This window comes from Streptococcus mitis, assembly GCF_001579035.1.
Taxonomy (GTDB): Bacteria; Bacillota; Bacilli; order Lactobacillales; family Streptococcaceae; genus Streptococcus; species Streptococcus mitis_J.
The window spans coordinates 35,436-36,266 of record NZ_KQ970292.1 but is presented as its reverse complement, the minus strand read 5'-3'; the positions used below and the strand labels follow the sequence as shown (position 1 = coordinate 36,266).

The following is an 831-nucleotide window of genomic DNA, read 5'->3' as shown; positions in this document are numbered from 1 at the left end:
CAGTCGATGAATTGCTCCTTCCTGGTGGACGAATTTACGAGCAAAGAAATTTCATTTATAATGCCATTCAAGAGATTCCAGGTCTCTCTGCCGTAAAACCAAAGGCTGGGCTCTATATCTTTCCTAAAATCGACCGCAATATGTACCGTATCGATGATGATGAGCAGTTTGTCCTTGATTTCTTGAAGCAGGAAAAGGTTCTCTTGGTTCATGGTCGAGGCTTTAACTGGCAGGAACCAGACCACTTCCGTATCGTTTACCTTCCTCGTGTTGATGAACTAGCCCAAATCCAAGAAAAGATGACTCGTTTCTTGAAACAGTATCGTAGATAGGGCTTACATTCGAATCACACGAATCACAGTATTTCGCTAAGATGCTTGTCAAAGCCTAGCTTTCTTGTTATAATAGATAAGATGGAGGCGTTATGGCACTAAAAAAAGCAAGCCTAGCTTGTGCGGTTTGTGGTTCGAGAAACTATTCAATCAAGATCAGCGGAAACCCCAAGCCTACACGACTAGAAGTAAATAAATTTTGTAAGCATTGTGGCAAGTACACTACACATAGAGAAACGAGATAGGAGAGAGCGATGCGTTTTATTGGAGATATTTTTAGACTTCTTAAAGACACAACATGGCCAACTCGCAAGGAAAGCTGGAGAGATTTTCGTTCTATCATGGAATACACAGCTTTCTTTGTAATAATTATTTACATTTTTGACCAGTTGATTGTTTCAGGTTTGATTCGATTTATTAACATTTTTTAGAAGGTTAGTGGAGTTAATTACACTAGAAATCTTCTATTTATGAAAGGAAATATCATGGATAGTTTTGA

General features: G+C 38.6%; 2 protein-coding genes and 1 pseudogene. All 3 read left to right on the top strand.

Features of this window, described 5'->3' with window-relative positions:
- A pseudogene (locus SMIDD26_RS09950) lies at positions 1-332 on the top strand (aminotransferase); the annotation flags it as partial.
- A 92-nt stretch (positions 333-424) separates the two neighbouring features.
- A complete protein-coding gene (gene rpmG, locus SMIDD26_RS09945) occupies positions 425-577 on the top strand; it encodes a 50S ribosomal protein L33 (RefSeq protein WP_001809375.1) in 153 nt (50 codons plus the stop codon).
- A gap of 9 nt (positions 578-586) precedes the next feature.
- Positions 587-763, top strand: coding sequence for a preprotein translocase subunit SecE (gene secE, locus SMIDD26_RS09940; protein WP_042900249.1), 177 nt, complete (start codon positions 587-589; stop codon positions 761-763).
- Positions 764-831: the final 68 nt, after the last annotated feature.

Bases quoted from the DNA above. Each gene is read 5' to 3' on its own strand.
- rpmG (WP_001809375.1), top strand. From the start codon at position 425: ATGGCACTAAAAAAAGCAAGCCTAGCTTGTGCGGTTTGTGGTTCGAGA.
- secE (WP_042900249.1), top strand. From the start codon at position 587: ATGCGTTTTATTGGAGATATTTTTAGACTTCTTAAAGACACAACATGG.